Origin of the sequence: Marinobacter metalliresistant, assembly GCF_038098645.1 — a bacterium.
GTDB classification, from domain to species: Bacteria; Pseudomonadota; Gammaproteobacteria; order Pseudomonadales; family Oleiphilaceae; genus Marinobacter; species Marinobacter metalliresistant.
The window spans coordinates 409,152-424,239 of the sequence record NZ_CP101118.1; the positions used below are offsets into that span (position 1 = coordinate 409,152).

Below are 15,088 nucleotides of genomic sequence, written 5' to 3' on the forward strand. Positions count from 1 at the left end.
TGTGAGGACTGTGATGACTATCAGATTGGCGAATCCGGAACTTGTGCGCGAAAGCGCCTATATCAACGGCGAATGGGTCCAGGCCCGTTCAGGTATCCGACTCCCGGTAACCAATCCGGCCAATGGTGAGCATCTGGCGAATGTGCCGGATATGGACGCCGACGACACCCGGCAGGCCATCCGGGCGGCGGAGGCCGCATGGCCGGAATGGCGTGCCCGCCCGGCCAGGGAACGAACGGGTATACTGCGCCGCTGGTTCGATCTGGTGATGCAGCATCAGGAAGACCTGGCTCGCCTGATGACGGCGGAGCAGGGCAAGCCTCTGGCGGAAGCCCGCGGTGAGGTAGGTTACGGCGCCAGCTTCATCGAGTGGTTTGCCGAGGAAGCCAAACGGGCCTACGGCGACGTGATTCCGGGCCACGGTCGGGACAAGCGGATTGTGGTGATCAAACAGCCCATCGGGGTGGTGGCGGCGATCACGCCCTGGAACTTCCCGGTAGCCATGATTACCCGAAAGGTGGCGCCGGCCCTGGCCGCTGGCTGCCCGGCGGTGGTCAAGCCCGCGGAAGACACACCCTTGTGCGCCCTCGCTCTGGGGGCTTTGGCAGAGGAGGCCGGTGTTCCACCGGGGGTCCTTAACATCATTACCTGCTCGAAAAGCCGGGCGCCGGAGGTAGGCGAGGAGCTGACTACCAACCCGGCAGTGCGCAAGGTGTCGTTCACTGGCTCCACGCCGGTAGGCAAACTGCTTATGCGCCAGGCCAGCGGCACGGTCAAGAAAGTGAGCCTGGAGCTGGGTGGCAATGCTCCGTTCATTGTGTTTGACGATGCCGATCTCGATGCCGCGGTGGCCGGACTGATGGCCTCAAAGTACCGCAATACCGGGCAGACCTGTGTCTGCGCCAACCGCATCTATGTCCAGTCCGGCGTGTACGACGAATTTGCTGAAAAGCTGAAGGAAGCCGTCAGCAAGATGGTGGTGGGCGCCGGTCTCGAAGGCGAGACCCACCAGGGTCCGCTGATCAATCAGGCGGCCCTGGACAAGGTCAAGCGGCATATCGCCGATGCCACCGGCAAGGGGGCAAAAGTGGTTCTGGGAGGGCAGGAGCACGCCCTCGGCGGCACCTTCTTCGAGCCAACCATCCTCACCGACGTCACCCAGGACATGCTGGTGGCCCGTGAGGAGACCTTTGGCCCGGTGGCGCCGCTGTTCCGGTTTGATACCGAGGAGCAGGCAATCGCCATGGCCAACGATTCGGAATTTGGTCTGGCGGCCTACTTCTACAGCAACGACATCCGGCGCATCTGGCACGTAGCCGAGGCGCTTGAGACCGGCATGATCGGGATCAACGAGGGGATCATTTCCACCGAGGCGGCCCCCTTTGGCGGCGTCAAGGAAAGCGGCCTGGGTCGGGAAGGCTCCCGCTATGGTCTGGACGAGTTCATGGAGCTCAAGTATCTCTGCCTCGGTGGCATGCGCTAAATGCCCGCTTGCAAGGAGAGCCGGGTGTCAGGCCCTTTGTCGCACCTTCGTGTCCTGGACCTTTCCAGGGTCCTGGCCGGCCCCTGGGCGGGGCAGATCCTCGGGGATCTGGGCGCGGAGGTCATCAAGATCGAGCGCCCGGGAACCGGTGACGACACCCGCTCCTGGGGGCCGCCCTATCTGCAGGGAGTTGATGGCAGCGCCGAGCTCTCCGCCTACTTCCTGACCGCCAATCGGAACAAGCAGTCCCTGGCGATCGATATCGCCCATCCCGAGGGGCAGGAACTGATCCGCAAGCTGGTGGCCGAATCGGATGTGGTGCTGGAAAACTTCAAGGTGGGCGGCCTCAAACGCCATGGCCTGGATTATGACAGCCTGAAACGCATCAACCCCAAACTCATCTACTGCTCGATTACCGGATTTGGCCAGGATGGCCCCTACGCGAAACGGCCCGGCTATGATTTCCTGATCCAGGCCATGGGCGGGCTGATGAGCATTACCGGGCAGCCGGACGGCGAGCCCGGGGCCGGGCCAATGAAGGTCGGGGTAGCCCTGACGGACATCATGACCGGGTTATACGCCACCATCGGCGTGCTTGCTGCCCTCAGCCACCGGGACCGGACCGGCGAGGGCCAGTATGTGGAGACCGCGCTGCTGGATGTGCAGGTGGCCTGCCTGGCCAATCAGGCGATGAATTACCTGACTACGGGCAAGGCACCGGCCAGGATGGGAAATGCCCATCCCAACATCGTTCCTTATCAGGATTTCCCTACCGCGGACGGCAACATGGTGCTGACCGTCGGCAACGATCAGCAGTTTGCCCGGCTGTGTGACGTGCTCGGACATCCGGACTGGGCGAGCGATGAGCGCTTTGCGACGAACCGAGCCCGGGTGGCCAACCGCAGGGAGCTGACCCCGAAACTGAGGCAGGCCACGGTGATGCGGTCTACCCGGGAGTGGGTGGAAATCCTTGAGGGGGCAGGTGTGCCCTGTGGGCCGGTGAATACCCTGGATCAGGTATTTGATGATCCCCAGGTCCTTGCGCGGGGGATGAAACAGTCTGTTTCGCATCCGGACCTGGGCGAGGTACCGATGGTCGGCAATCCAATCAAGCTGAAACTGACACCGGTGACCTACCGAGCGGCACCGCCGCTGTTAGGGGAACAGTCGGAACAGGTCCTGCAGCACATTGCGGGGCTGTCCCCCGAGGAGATCAGGGTGCTCCGGGAGCGTGGTGTTGTATCGTGAACATCCCTGTGATGGTAACCAAAGCAGGGGGTTATGCAGGGGTGGGTATAAGGCGCCAAAGGCCATGTGTTCCCGCATCAGGCTCCCGTGCGGCAGCCCGGTTTCCTGCCCCCGGGTTATTTGCTATCTTATACGCTTTGATAGGCACCAGATGCAGATCAGACATGTCAGCGGGAGAGACTGAATCACACATAAGTGTGATCAGCGCCGAAGGAGCAACTGCCCCGGAAACTCTCAGGCAAAAGGACCGCTGGCATGAAAACTTTCCGAAGAGCTGTCGACAATCGCGTCAGTCGGCACACCGAAGGAGCAAGCGGCCGGTTTCGCTGAAACGGCCCGTGAATCTCTCAGGTCCCGTGACGGAAGGGGTGCTTTCTACCATGTTGCGTAGAAAGGAAACCCTGGACGCCTCACGGAGACTGTAATGAAGCGAATCGCTGTTATTGGCGGTGGTATCACAGGTATTACCACGGCTTACACCCTTGCCAAGCGCGGGCTGGATGTCACTGTTTACGAGACGCACCGTTATGCGGCGATGGAAACCTCCTTCGCCAATGGTGGCCAGCTGTCGGCCTCTAATGCGGAGGTCTGGAATAACTGGCAGACAGTGATCAAGGGCATCAAGTGGATGTCCCGCCGGGATGCGCCGTTACTGGTTAATCCCAAACCCTCCTGGCATAAACTGAGCTGGTTCGCCGAGTTCATGGCTGCAATTCCCCAGTACGAGAAGAACACCACCGAAACCGCCCGTCTGGCCATTGCTGCCCGTGATCACCTGTTTGCCTGGGCGCAGGAAGAGGGGATCGATTTCGATCTCAAGAAGCAGGGCATTCTGCACATTTATCGCGACAAGGCCGGGTTTGATCACGCTGCCAGGGTGTCACGGCTTCTGGCCGCTGGCGGCCTGGAGCGCCGGTCCGTCACTCCGGAGGAAATGAAGGCCATTGAGCCGACTCTGGCAGGCACCTATTACGGCGGCTTTTTCACCGAGAGTGATTCCACAGGTGATATTCACAAGTTCACCAACGGGCTGGCGGATGCCATCCAGCGACTTGGCGTTAAAACCTGCTATGGCCACACGGTGACCGAGCTGAGTGCGGACGAAAACAGTGCCTGGATTACAGTGCACAATGGAGAAGAGCAATCCCGGGATACCTTCGATGGCGTGGTGATCTGTGCGGGTGTTGGTAGCCGGGGGCTGGCATCAAAGCTGGGGGACCGGGTCAATATCTACCCGGTCAAAGGCTATTCGATCACGGTTGAGCTTGACGACGAAGCCTCTCAGAAAGCCGCACCGACGGTCAGTCTGCTGGACGATGCCACCAAGATTGTCACCAGCCGGCTCGGTGATGGTCGCTTCCGTGTTGCCGGTACCGCGGAATTCAGCGGCTACAACCGCGATATCAAGGATGACCGGATCCGGCCGCTCACCCGCTGGGTCGAGCAGTGTTTCCCCGGGGTTTGTACACGCCGTGTTGTACCTTGGGCGGGTTTGCGCCCCATGCTTCCCAACATGATGCCGCGAGTCGGACCGGGCCGTCTGCCGACCGTGTTCTACAACACGGGCCATGGTCATCTGGGCTGGACGTTGTCGGCCATTACCGCCGAGATGCTGGCGGACGCTGTGGAGAAGGCGTCGTAGGGTCCGCCTTCCGCCAGGATTGCAGACCGTATCAGCCCGGGTAGCCGGTTATCTCCCTGATTTTCCGGTATAGCGGCTGAAGTTGCGGGTACATGCGCAGGTACACCTCGGAATAAAGCTTCTGGTAGAGAGCCCGGGTTTTCTCATTGGGGGAAAACACGTCCCCGACCCGGGTCATTTCGGCGACGGCGGTGTCAAAGTCCGGGTGAAGCCCGAGGCCCACAGCCGCGTCGATAGCGGCGCCGAGCCCCGAGGTTTCATAGGTGTGGGGGCGTTCAGCGGGGAGTCCGAACACATCGGCCGTCAGTTGCATGGCGGCATCGCTCTGGGAGCCGCCGCCGGCCACCCGGAGCTTTTTGATCTTCACACCGCTCCGTTTTTCGATCTTCTCCTTGCCTTCGCGCAGCGCATAGGCCAGCCCCTCGAGTATGGCCCGGTAAATGTGTGAGCGGGTGTGCACATCCCCGAAACCGATAATGGATCCTTTCGCTTCCGGCCCCGGTTGGCGCACGCCCGGTGACCAGTAGGGTTGCAACATCAGGCCCATGGAACCTGGCGGGACGGCCTTGACCAGTTCATCAAACAGCGTCTCGGGTTCGATTCCCCGTTGTTCCGCGATTTTCTGTTCGCGCAGGCCGAATTCCCGCTTGAACCAGCTCACCATCCAGAAGCCCCGGTAGATCATGACCTCAGTGGAATAGTGGCGCGGAAGCGCAGAAGGATAGGGCGGCATCAGCCGGACGGGCTCTACGTAACGCTTGCTGGTGGTATTGATGGTAGCGGTGGTGCCGTAACTCATGCAGCCGATGTCCGGTGTCAGGCCGCCCGAACCGAGAATCTCGCAGGCTTTATCCGATGCTGCCGCGATGACCGGTAACTTCCGGTTCAGGCCCAGATGCTGGCCGGCCTCCTGAGTCAGATACCCCAGGGTTTCACCGGGTGATACCAGTTCCGGCAGCATGGACGGGGTGACCGGCATGGTCTGCCATTTGAAATCCCTGGGACCAGCCCAGCGGTGTTTTTTGTAATCGAAGGGCAGGTAGCCCACCTGGCTGCCGGTTGAGTCTTTGAACTCGCCGGTAAGGCGATAGTTGAGATATCCGGAAAGCAGCAGGAAATGTCGGGTTCTGGCCCAGAGTTCGGGTTCGTTCTGGGCAATCCAACTGGCCTGGGTTTTTTCCCGGAACCGATTGATGGTGTCTTCAAGGCGGGCCAGTTTGAACAGCCAGCCCCAGGGACCTTTGACGGGGCCATCAACCCGTGCGTGGCGTTGATCCAGCCAGATGATTGCCGGCCGCAGCGGTTGGCCGTTCTCATCCAGATTGATCACGGTTCCCCGTTGAGTGGTCACGGTAACGCCAGCCACCTGGTCAGGCATTGCAGTGGTTGTCCGCCACAGTAATCTGCAGGCCTCGCCGAGCTGCTTCCAGAAGTATTCCGGATGCTGCTCGGCCCAGCCGGGTTGCCTGGAAAAGTAGGGTTCGATCTCCTGTTTGCCTTTACCAATCAGGTTGCCTTTGGTGTCAAAGAGCAGGGCGCGGATGCTCTGGGTGCCATTATCGATGGCCAGGATCAGGGGTTCAGCTGGCATTGGGCGATTCCTTCCGGGGCAGGGAATAGGCGCTCTGGTAAATACCGAGGTAGCGGGTCTCTTCTTCTGCCCAGCGCTGGTCATCCCAGCCCAGCGCTGCCTGGCAGCGGAGTTTGATCGCCGGCAACAGCGCCTTGCCACCCTCGGCCAGAATCAGGCCAAGTCGCGTTCTTCGCAGCAGCAGATCGTCCAGATGCCGAACATCTTCTGCCTTGCAGGCCCATAGCAGCTCTGCCCAGAGCAAATCCCAATGGCGGTCCGGCACCACAGGCTCCATGGGGCCCGATGCAACCAGCTGATTCAGGTCGGGTCCGTAATATCCTTGCAGTCTCTGCCAGGTCTGATGCCCGACCTGCTCCGGCCGCGCCAGTTTTGGTGCAGTCTGGAAAACCGCCTGGCTGCCCGGCCGCAGAAGGCTGCCTGCGCTTTCCCCGAGACCCATTTTCAGGGCTTCCCGGGCAATCACACGGAACGTCGTCAGCTTGCCGCCGGCAATGCTGATGAGCCCCCGGTCTTGTCGAACCGAGTGTTCGCGGTTTTCCTTTGACGGTGCTTTGCCGGTGCCATCCGTGACCACGGGCCGCACTCCGGCCCAGGTTGAGAGTATGTTGGATCGGGAGATGGGAGTGGCCGGGAACAGGCGAGAAGCGATCTGAAGCAGGTACTCGGTTTCCGCCTCTGAAATGACGGGCTCCTGATCCAGGCTGCCCTCATGGTCCAGGTCGGTGGTGCCCAGAACGGTTGTACCTTGCCAGGGAAAGGCAAACACCGGGCGACGGTCCTGCGGATGAAACAGCGATACCGAGCAGGACACGGGCAAGCACGACCAGGGCAGTACCAGATGGCTGCCGCGAAGGGGGCGGATGGTCATGGCCTTGGTGGCGTTCCCGCCGGTCTGGAGTCGATCGGCCCAGGCACCCGTTGCATTGATCACCAGATCGGCGGATACCTCTATCGGAGTGTCTTCCTCCTCTGGCTGGATAACCAGCCCGGACACTTTGCCCTGGCTGCGCTTTACCTCCTGAGCACGTGTGTAGTTCAGGCAGATGGCACCGTCCCTGCGGGCCTCTGCAATCAGCCGTTGTACCAGCCTGGAATCGTCGGTAACGGCGTCGGTGAAGCCGCTGGCCCCTGCCAGATTTTCGGTGGTTAGTCCGGGAACCCACAGCTCTGATTGGGCCGGGCTCAGAAAGTGCCGGCTTGGAGAGTGAGCGATGAAGTCGTAAGCCCGGAGCAGCAGCTGGAACAGGCGCGGCCCGGGAAACTGGCCTTTGAAGTGAGGCATGATGAATCGCAGTGGGCCGATAAGCCCCGGTGCTTCCGCCATCAATCGTTCGCGCTCACGGACGGCGTCCCGGGTCAGACCATAGTGCCCGCTGCCCAGGTACCTCAGTCCTCCGTGAACCATCTTTGAGGAACGGCTGGAAGTGCCCCAGGAAAAGTCTTTCTGTTCAACCAGCAGGGTGCGCAGACCGCTGCCCGCCGCTTCTCTGGCAACGCCGGCCCCGGTGATGCCGCCGCCAATCACAACCACATCGAACCCGGCGTTGTCGGTTGTCAGCGCTTTAAGAGTCTCAGCCCGCGTCATGATTCGTCTCACTCCACCAGGGTCTTCGGATTGAGAAGGGCGTCCGGGTCAAAGGTGTGGCACAGGGAACGGATCGCCAGCATACCCAGCTCGCCTTTCTCCACTGGCAGGTAGGGCGCATGGTCTTTGCCAACACCGTGCTGATGGCTGATGGTGCCCCGGTTGTTCACAATCAGTTCGGAGGTGCTTGTCTTGAGCCTTTGCCAGCGAGCGAGGGTTTGTTCGTAACTGTCGCCTACCCGGAAGACGTAAGTGGTGTAGATGCTGCAGCCCTGACTGTAAAAATGGGACAGGTGGGTAAACACGTGGGTGTTTTCCTGTTTATCCGCCAACCCTTCCCGAAGGTTGGTCTCGATAAGCCCCAGCAGGTTATCGACATTGTCCCAGTCGGTTGCGGTTTCCAGCGTGTCGACAGCATAGCCCATCTGCCAGAGCGCCTCCCGGAGGTAGGGCATGGTAAACCGTTTGGCGGCCCACTTATCACCAAGCCGGGTGCCGGTGTAGACCCCTTTGTGAGCCTTGCAGACGCTGCGGGCCTCCTGCAGGGTATTCCGGCATTGGCGCCGGCTTCCGGTGACTCCGAACGTCATCATGCATTTGCCGGTTCCGGCGCCGCGGAGCGAGAGGAAGCGTTCCAGGGTGCCGATCAGCCGGGGGTGACCGGCAAGGGCGAGTTGCGTTTCGGTCTCCACGGCGTTACTGAGGCGCAGCATGGACAGCTGGGTTCGATTCTGGACCAGCATTCGGCTTGCAGTGCGGGCACGCTCCCAGTCCGGAAAGAAGACAACGTGGAAGCTCTCGTGTTCAGGTAGCCGGGTTACCCGCACCTTAACCTCGGTAATGAGGCCGATCCGACCCTCGGAGCCCAATACCATCTCGCGGATATCCGGGCCGGCGCTCGAGGCCGGGATGGTGGGCAGGGTAAGGGTGCCTTGCAGGGTCTCAACCCGGCCGCCGGCAAAGAGTTGCTCAATTCGGCCATAACGCAGGGACTGCTGGCCACTGGAGCGGGAAGCCACCCAGCCCCCGATGGTGGACAGTTCAAAGGACTGCGGAAAATGGCCAAGGGTATAGCCGTGGGCCCGAAGCTGGGATTCCACAAGTGGACCGGGGGTGCCTGCTCCAAAGGTGGCAATCTGGCTGTCCGGGTCCAGATCCAGCAGGCGGTTCATTCTGCCCATATCCACGGTCAGCACGGGCTTGCCGTTGTCGACCGGATTGATATGCCCGGCTACGCTGGTGCCGCCACCGTAGGGAATCACGTTGATCTGCTGCTCCGCCGCCCAGGCAAGCAGTTTCCGGACATCTTCGTTCGATGCCGGATAGGCGACGCCATCAGGGAACACGCCAAAATCGCCGCTGCGCATGGCAAGCCAGTCAGCAAGGCTTTGGCCCCGGGCGTGCCGAACCCGCGTTTCCGGCGCGGTATCGATCAGGGCCTCCAGGTCAGGCCCGGGATGCAGTCGGGTTTCCGGCACCCTGGCACAAGCCGACTCCAGGGTTGTGTCGGCCAGCGGACGGCCGTTCCCGATCTTGCTGGCCAGAAAGTCATGGCCCTGTTCCGGCATTGCCAGATTGAAGGTCTCATCGCCCCAGCCGTTCCAGCGTCGCATCTTTCTCTTTCTCCCGGATTTAAAACGAATGTGAGCGCATTCTATAGGCTTTGCGCCAGGCGCAGGTGTCGGTTGGCGCCAGGGACGCTGTCATTTACCGCCAGCGGAACTCAAAGGCACCCACGGCGGAAACTGGCAGCCACAGCGCAGGTATGCAGGTATCGCAGTTATGCCGGTATATAGGGGCCTCAGTTATTGTTCCGCAGGCGTTCCCTGAGCTGCTCAAGGCGCCGGCGGATTTCCTCCCGGCGCTGATCATCGCTCGCGGCGGTGGCTGGCGCTATGGAGGTTGTGACCGAAGCCGCAGGCTGGACGGCGTTGACCGGTTCGGCCTCACGATCTGCGGTGAATGACATCCCTTCGCGATCCTCCGACTCTGGGAAATACAGGTTCTCAAGCTTACCGGCGCGTTCAATGATTACGCGGTTTGGGTGAACCGACCGAAGCTTCGCATTGCCGGGCAGTTGATCGCCCACCAGGTAGGCTTCGGTCTTGCTCTTGTCGTCTTCGATCAGTGCGCTGCCGGGAAAATCGCCGTCCGCGGCCAGAACGCCGCGCAGGAATAGCCGAAGGTTGGTTTCCGGCAGGTTTTCGGTATCAATCTCCGTCGATGTGCTGTCCCCGGTGGCCGCCCCGAACAGGTCCAGGGAAGAGAGGTCAACACCGGGCGGCTCCCGGGCCGGAGCGGACTCGGAAACCCGCGGCTGTGCAGTGCCATAATCACCTTGCAGGCTTTCCATCTGCCAGAAACGGTAGCCCTGCCACGCTGTCAGGGCCACCATGGCAGCCCCTGCCAGAAGCGTGAGGATCAGGGGAAGCCGTTCGTTGTTTAGGAGCATCGATCATCCTGAATGCAAGTTTGTGGGCCGCGAAAAGCCCACAGGTTATCAGACTGCAACGTTTTATTGGCAGTATAGTGTACAGAGTTATTCAGCGGCTCCATATCCTGTGGTAGCCTTTCTGAATTGATTGAATCGAAAAGGGTTTCACGAACGAGGACGACCTTGACCACAGACACTGAACTTCAGCCGCAGGATGCTCCGCTGGGCCGTCTTCCCTTTACGTTTGCCAAGCGCAACGGGGTGATCCTGACCCGTTCGGATGCGGGCGAGCCGGTCATTCTGGTTCGTCCCGGGGCGTCCCATTCCGCGCTGGCGGAAGCCAATCGGATCAGCGGCGGCCGCGCCCGCTTTGCCTCGATCGATCCAGACCGGTTCGATCAGGCCCTTAACTCTGCCTACCAGAATGATTCAGCCGAAGCGATGCAGATGGTCGAGGGCATTGGCGATGACATGGACCTGGCGTCACTGGCTGACTCCGTGCCGGAAACCGAGGATCTTCTGGAGCAGGAAGACGATGCGCCGATCATTCGCCTGATCAACGCGATCCTGACCGAAGCGGTGAAAACCAGCGCCTCGGACGTGCACATTGAAACCTACGAAAAGCGGCTTGTGGTTCGTTTCCGGGTGGACGGTGTGTTGCGGGAAGTGGTCGAGCCCAAGCGGGCGCTGGCTCCGCTGCTGGTGTCCCGGATCAAGGTCATGGCAAAGCTGGATATTGCTGAGAAACGGGTGCCCCAGGATGGCCGTATTGCCCTGCGGGTGGCCGGGCGTGAGGTGGATATCCGGGTCTCGACGATGCCCTCTTCGAGCGGTGAACGGGTGGTTCTGCGACTGCTGGACAAGCAGGCAGGGGCCATACGGCTGGAGTCTTTGGGGATGGCCGATCCGGATCTGAAAGTGCTTCGCAAACTGATCTACCGGCCCTATGGTATCCTGCTGGCAACCGGCCCGACGGGTTCCGGTAAATCCACCACGCTTTACGCGGCCCTTCAGGAAATCAACGATCGCAGCCGGAACATCCTCACCGTTGAGGATCCGATCGAATACAACCTGCCCGGTATCGGCCAGACCCAGGTCAATACCAAAGTGGACATGACGTTCGCCCGCGGCTTGCGCGCCATTCTCCGGCAGGATCCCGATGTGGTGATGATCGGTGAGATCCGGGATCTGGAGACCGCGGAAATTGCAGTTCAGGCCAGTCTGACAGGGCACCTGGTGCTTTCCACTTTGCACACGAACACGGCTGTTGGTGCCATTACGCGTCTGATGGACATGGGCATAGAGCCATTCCTCATATCTTCAAGTCTGGTGGGGATCGTCGCCCAGCGCCTTGTGCGGGTGCTGTGCAAGGAATGCCGGGAGCCCTACACGCCCACTGAGGAGCATTGCGAATTCCTGCAGCAGGATCCGGCCAATCCACCAACCATTTACCGGGCGAAGGGGTGCTCCCATTGCAACCACCTTGGGTATCGTGGCCGTATCGGTATCTATGAAGTGGTGGAAATCTCCGAGGAAATCGGTTCCCTGATCCACAAGCGCGCCGGGGAACTGGACCTTGAACGGGTTGCCCGCCAGCACGGCCCCAGCATTCATGCCGACGGGGTGCAGAAGATACTGGACGGTGTCACCACGGTGGAAGAAGTGCTTCGCGTCACTCACCGGGGCCGGTAAACCATGCCCGCATACGAATACAGGGCACTTGATGCCCGGGGCAAACAGAAGCGCGGTGTGGTTGAGGCCGATGCACCGAGGGTGGTTCGCCAGCAACTCCGGGACAAGGGGCTGACCCCTCTGGCCGTGGAACCGGCAGTTGAAAAGCAGACCCGCAGCAATCCGCTGAGTAGTCGCGGCTCTCTTGCTGCGGCGGACCTGGCATTGGTCACCCGCCAGTTGGCCACACTGATTCAGTCGGGTATTCCCATTGAGCAGGCCCTGTCGGCGGCATCGCAGCAATCAACCAAGCCCCGCATTCGCAGCATGCTGATTGCGATCCGCGCCAAGGTTATGGAGGGTTATACGCTTGCAGACAGTCTCGGCGAGTTTCCGAAAGCCTTTCCAAGACTTTACCGGTCCACCGTTGCTGCGGGCGAGCATGCCGGCCACCTGGATCTGGTGCTGAACCGGCTGGCCGATTACACCGAGAGCCGCCAGGAAGCTCGCCAGAAAATTCAGCTGGCGGCGATTTATCCCATCATTCTCAGCATTGTTGCCATCGCGATCGTGGTTTTCCTGTTGACCTATGTGGTGCCGGATATCATTGACGTGTTCCTGAGACAGGGGCAGGAACTGCCAACGCTCACCATGGCGATGCTGGCGGTGTCGGAATTTCTGGCGGATTACGGTGTCTACCTTTTTATCTTGCTGGTGGGCGCGTTGATGGTGTTCCGGTATTTCCTGACCAAGCCCGGGTTCAGAATGCGCTTTCACAAGCGTTTGCTGCATTTGCCGCTGCTTTCCGGGATGGTGCGCGGGGTAAATACAGCCCGTTATGCCAGTACATTGAGCATTCTTACGACCAGTGGCGTGCCGCTGGTGGAGGCCATGCGTATTGCCGGCGAGGTGCTCTCGAACGACTTCCTGCGCCAGGAACTCCGGGACGCCGCCCGAAAGGTCAGCGAGGGGGGCTCATTGCATCGCTCACTGGACCAGACCGGGTACTTTCCGCCCATGATGCTGCATATGATTGCCAGCGGGGAGGCCAGTGGCGAACTCGACAGCATGCTTGAACGCACGGCACGAATGCAGGAAAACACCCTGCAATCGAAAATCGCCGCCATTGTGGGTTTGTTTGAACCCATGATGCTGTTGGTGATGGGTGTGGTGGTGCTGATTATCGTTCTGGCGATTATGCTGCCGATACTGAACATGAGTAATCTCGTGGGTTAAAGCCGCGCCGGGTTGTCAGGAGACAGGCCCGAACCGAATGGAAATCCAAGTCAATGACGAGTGAAACAATGACGATCAAGAACCTGAATACACCGAAGCACAGCCAGGGCTTTACCCTGATCGAGATCATGGTGGTTATGGTCATCCTTGGCCTGCTGGTGGCCATCGTTGCCCCGAATATCATGGGGCGCAGCGAACAGGCAAAAGTGACGGTTGCGGAAACCCAATTAAGCAATATCGCCAACGCACTGGATCTTTACCGCCTGGATAACAGTCATTACCCCTCCACCCAACAGGGCCTGGAAGCACTGGTGTCGAAGCCCAGTGGCAGCCCGGAACCGAAAAACTGGAACCCCGACGGGTACCTCAAGAGCGTTCCGGAAGATCCCTGGGGTGCCCAGTACCAGTATGTGAGCCCGGGTACCGAAGGTCCCTACGATCTGTATTCCTATGGCTCCGACGGGCAACCAGGCGGTGACAGCAACGCTGCGGATATCAGTGTCTGGAACACCAAGGGCTGAACCATTGTGCAACTCAGAGCCCCGCCTACCGGTTTTACCCTGATTGAAATACTGGTTGTCCTGGTGGTTGTCGGGCTGCTGGCGTCACTCGCCGTGTTTACCATGGGCGGAAGTTCCCAGCAGCGTGAACTGGAGAACGAAGTCAGCGAACTGTACCTGTTGATGCAGACGGCTTCGGAGCAGGCCGTTCTTAATAATCTGGAGCTGGGGCTTCGGCTGGAAGAGGGCGGCTATCAGTTTGTCGCGTTCCAGGACCAGACGGGCGACTGGAACGCATCTGGAGAGCGTCTGTTTCGTGCCCGCAGCCTGCCGGAGTGGCTGGCCGTTACCCGGTTCATTGAAAGCGATGCGCCGAGGCTGGCCTCGGCGGAGGATCGTCTGCTGCCGGACGTGGTGTTTTTTTCCAGTGGCGAGACCACGCCTTTCGAGCTGGAATTTACCATCGGTAGCGGGTCGGATTACAAGCAGGTGCTGGCATCTGATGGTGTGTCGCCGATGGAATGGCGTAAACCGGGCGATGACGGGAGCAGCAGGTGAGGACTCAGAACGGCTTTACGCTGATCGAAGTGCTGATCGCGCTGCTTGTTTTCGGCCTCATTGCGACCGCCGCGGCCGAAGTTGGAAGCCAGTATATCTCCAGTTATGAACGGATCCGGGATAAAACGCTGGCCAGCTGGCTGGCGGATAACCGGATCAACCAGATCCGTCTGCAGGAAACCCTCCCGGGTATTTCCGAAACCTCCCGGGATACCGATTACGGGCCTTACCGCTGGCAGGTGACAACGGCGGTTCTGGCGACCGCAGAAGCCAGGATGCGCCGCGTCGAAGTGACCGTCGCCCGATACCGGGATGATGGCGCCGCGCCGGTGCCAATACACACCCTCTCTGCGTTTGTAGGGGAATGATGATGCGGGCGCACGCTCAGTCTGTCTCGCGATCAGAGGGCGGCTTCACTCTGCTGGAGGTGTTGATTGCCGTCACCATCACCGCGGTGATCGGGCTGGGAGTATGGCAGGTGATAAGCAGCGTGGTCAGTTCCCGTGACCGGGTCAACGAACTGGCGGAACAGTTCGATGGCCTCCAGAAGGCCATGCTTCTTTTGGAGCGAGATATTCTGCAAGTGGTAAACAGGCCCGCCCGCGATATCTATGGCGATTTCAAGCCGGCGCTGTCCAGCCGAGAAGATGAGTTTGCCCTGCTACTGACCCGGCAAGGCTGGCGGAACCCGTTGGGTATCCGGCGCAGCGGGCTCCAGCGGGTTGCGTGGGAATACACCGGCAGCGAATTGCGTCGGCGCTACTGGCCGATGGTGGATCAGGGCCAGGAGGAAGACAGCCGCGATGTGTTACTGCTTGAGCGTGTTAACCGCCTGGAGGTCCGGTTTCTCGATGCGAATCGTAGCTGGCAACCGCAATGGCCCACTGATGAAGCGGTGGCCGGGTTAACCCCTGGAAGCCGTCCGGATATAACGCTGCCCCTCGGGATCGAGATTACCCTTGAGCATGAGCGCTTCGGAACAATAGTCAGGACCTTTGTTTTGCCGGACTTTGATCCGGCGGTTGCCCAGGGTGCCATCAACCAGGCCAATCAGGCGGGCAATGAGTCTGAAGAACAAACCACGCGAGAGCAGGCTGGCGGCAGCGCCGGCGTTCCCGGGCAGGGGGGCTGACAGGT

Annotated in this window: 13 protein-coding genes and 1 riboswitch; of the genes, 9 read left to right on the forward strand and 4 right to left on the reverse strand. The window is 60.4% G+C overall.

Annotated features, from left to right (window positions below; all coding sequences use genetic code 11):
- Positions 1–19 precede the first annotated feature (19 nt).
- From NLK58_RS01970 to NLK58_RS01980, 3 genes are all read left to right on the forward strand, one after another.
- Positions 20–1,483 (forward strand): NAD-dependent succinate-semialdehyde dehydrogenase, encoded by a 1,464-nt coding sequence (locus NLK58_RS01970; RefSeq protein WP_117620235.1) that lies wholly within the window; start codon positions 20–22, stop codon positions 1,481–1,483.
- Between the two features lie 24 nt (positions 1,484–1,507).
- On the forward strand, positions 1,508–2,731 hold the full coding sequence (locus NLK58_RS01975; RefSeq protein ID WP_117617012.1) for a CaiB/BaiF CoA-transferase family protein: 1,224 nt from the start codon (positions 1,508–1,510) through the stop codon (positions 2,729–2,731).
- Positions 2,732–2,892: 161 nt separating this feature from the next.
- Positions 2,893–2,991: riboswitch (glycine riboswitch) on the forward strand.
- Positions 2,992–3,155: 164 nt separating this feature from the next.
- Positions 3,156–4,373 (forward strand): D-amino acid dehydrogenase, encoded by a 1,218-nt coding sequence (locus NLK58_RS01980; protein WP_341581918.1) that lies wholly within the window; start codon positions 3,156–3,158, stop codon positions 4,371–4,373.
- Between the two features lie 31 nt (positions 4,374–4,404).
- Here the strand turns inward: NLK58_RS01980 and NLK58_RS01985 are convergent, their stop codons facing one another.
- The 4 genes from NLK58_RS01985 to NLK58_RS02000 all read right to left on the reverse strand — a co-directional run bounded on the left by NLK58_RS01985 (position 4,405) and on the right by NLK58_RS02000 (position 10,004).
- Positions 4,405–5,964 (reverse strand): FGGY-family carbohydrate kinase, encoded by a 1,560-nt coding sequence (locus NLK58_RS01985; protein WP_341581919.1) that lies wholly within the window; start codon positions 5,962–5,964, stop codon positions 4,405–4,407.
- Entirely contained in the window at positions 5,954–7,552 is a 1,599-nt protein-coding gene (locus NLK58_RS01990) for a glycerol-3-phosphate dehydrogenase/oxidase (RefSeq protein WP_341581920.1), read from the reverse strand. Before NLK58_RS01990 ends, NLK58_RS01985 begins: the two co-directional genes overlap by 11 nt.
- Positions 7,553–7,560: 8 nt before the next feature.
- Positions 7,561–9,165, reverse strand: coding sequence for an FAD-binding oxidoreductase (locus tag NLK58_RS01995; RefSeq protein WP_341581921.1), 1,605 nt, complete (start codon positions 9,163–9,165; stop codon positions 7,561–7,563).
- Between the two features lie 188 nt (positions 9,166–9,353).
- Positions 9,354–10,004: a type II secretion system protein N gene (locus NLK58_RS02000; protein ID WP_341581922.1), complete on the reverse strand. Its 651-nt coding sequence runs from the start codon at positions 10,002–10,004 to the stop codon at positions 9,354–9,356.
- A gap of 165 nt (positions 10,005–10,169) precedes the next feature.
- On the opposite strand from NLK58_RS02000, the gene gspE reads away from it, so the two are divergent.
- From gspE to gspJ, 6 genes are all read left to right on the forward strand, one after another.
- Positions 10,170–11,678, forward strand: coding sequence for a type II secretion system ATPase GspE (gene gspE, locus NLK58_RS02005; RefSeq protein ID WP_341581923.1), 1,509 nt, complete (start codon positions 10,170–10,172; stop codon positions 11,676–11,678).
- A 3-nt stretch (positions 11,679–11,681) separates the two neighbouring features.
- Entirely contained in the window at positions 11,682–12,893 is a 1,212-nt protein-coding gene (gspF, locus tag NLK58_RS02010) for a type II secretion system inner membrane protein GspF (protein WP_341581924.1), read from the forward strand.
- Between the two features lie 68 nt (positions 12,894–12,961).
- The gene (gene gspG, locus NLK58_RS02015; protein ID WP_341582758.1) at positions 12,962–13,414 is read left to right on the forward strand and encodes a type II secretion system major pseudopilin GspG; all 453 of its coding nucleotides are present in this window, start codon (positions 12,962–12,964) and stop codon (positions 13,412–13,414) included.
- A gap of 6 nt (positions 13,415–13,420) precedes the next feature.
- Positions 13,421–13,951, forward strand: a complete 531-nt coding sequence (gspH, locus tag NLK58_RS02020; RefSeq protein WP_341581925.1) for a type II secretion system minor pseudopilin GspH — start codon at positions 13,421–13,423, stop codon at positions 13,949–13,951.
- On the forward strand, positions 13,948–14,319 hold the full coding sequence (gspI, locus tag NLK58_RS02025) for a type II secretion system minor pseudopilin GspI (RefSeq protein ID WP_341581926.1): 372 nt from the start codon (positions 13,948–13,950) through the stop codon (positions 14,317–14,319). The genes gspH and gspI overlap by 4 nt, the downstream gene beginning before the upstream one ends.
- On the forward strand, positions 14,316–15,083 hold the full coding sequence (gene gspJ / locus NLK58_RS02030) for a type II secretion system minor pseudopilin GspJ (RefSeq protein WP_341581927.1): 768 nt from the start codon (positions 14,316–14,318) through the stop codon (positions 15,081–15,083). The genes gspI and gspJ overlap by 4 nt, the downstream gene beginning before the upstream one ends.
- The last annotated feature ends 5 nt before the right edge of the window (positions 15,084–15,088 follow it).

Bases quoted from the DNA above. Each gene is read 5' to 3' on its own strand.
- NLK58_RS01980 (WP_341581918.1), top strand. From the start codon at position 3,156: ATGAAGCGAATCGCTGTTATTGGCGGTGGTATCACAGGTATTACCACG.
- NLK58_RS01985 (WP_341581919.1), bottom strand. From the start codon at position 5,964: ATGCCAGCTGAACCCCTGATCCTGGCCATCGATAATGGCACCCAGAGC.
- NLK58_RS01990 (WP_341581920.1), bottom strand. From the start codon at position 7,552: ATGACGCGGGCTGAGACTCTTAAAGCGCTGACAACCGACAACGCCGGG.
- NLK58_RS01995 (WP_341581921.1), bottom strand. From the start codon at position 9,165: ATGCGACGCTGGAACGGCTGGGGCGATGAGACCTTCAATCTGGCAATG.
- NLK58_RS02000 (WP_341581922.1), bottom strand. From the start codon at position 10,004: ATGCTCCTAAACAACGAACGGCTTCCCCTGATCCTCACGCTTCTGGCA.
- gspF (WP_341581924.1), top strand. From the start codon at position 11,682: ATGCCCGCATACGAATACAGGGCACTTGATGCCCGGGGCAAACAGAAG.
- gspG (WP_341582758.1), top strand. From the start codon at position 12,962: ATGACGATCAAGAACCTGAATACACCGAAGCACAGCCAGGGCTTTACC.
- gspJ (WP_341581927.1), top strand. From the start codon at position 14,316: ATGATGATGCGGGCGCACGCTCAGTCTGTCTCGCGATCAGAGGGCGGC.